Annotated in this window: 1 protein-coding gene; it reads right to left on the bottom strand. The window is 63.6% G+C overall.

Annotation, left to right across the window (positions count from 1 at the left end):
- A partial coding sequence (locus SB765_RS31235) for a cytochrome d ubiquinol oxidase subunit II (protein ID WP_410932708.1) occupies positions 1-258 on the bottom strand: 258 nt, incomplete at both ends.

The following is a 258-nucleotide window of genomic DNA, read 5'->3' as shown; positions in this document are numbered from 1 at the left end:
CACCAGTACCGGTACCGGCAGGAAGAACCAGAAGTTCGGCAGGCCGAACCAGCGGTCGAAGATCGCCGGGTGCGTCAGCGGCGTCCAGATGCTCACAATCAGCATCGCCGCCACCGTCGCCAGGGTGATCGGTGAGCAGGCACGAATGATACTGGCCTGCAGCCGGCCCTCGGTCTTTAACACCAGCCAGGTGGCGCCCAATAGCGCATACGCCACGACCACGCCGATCCCGCAGAACACGTTGAACGGTGTCAGCCA

The organism is Pseudomonas sp. SIMBA_067 (assembly GCF_046534675.1).
GTDB lineage: Bacteria > Pseudomonadota > Gammaproteobacteria > Pseudomonadales > Pseudomonadaceae > Aquipseudomonas > Aquipseudomonas putida.
This window is presented reverse-complemented; position numbering and strand designations above follow the sequence as displayed.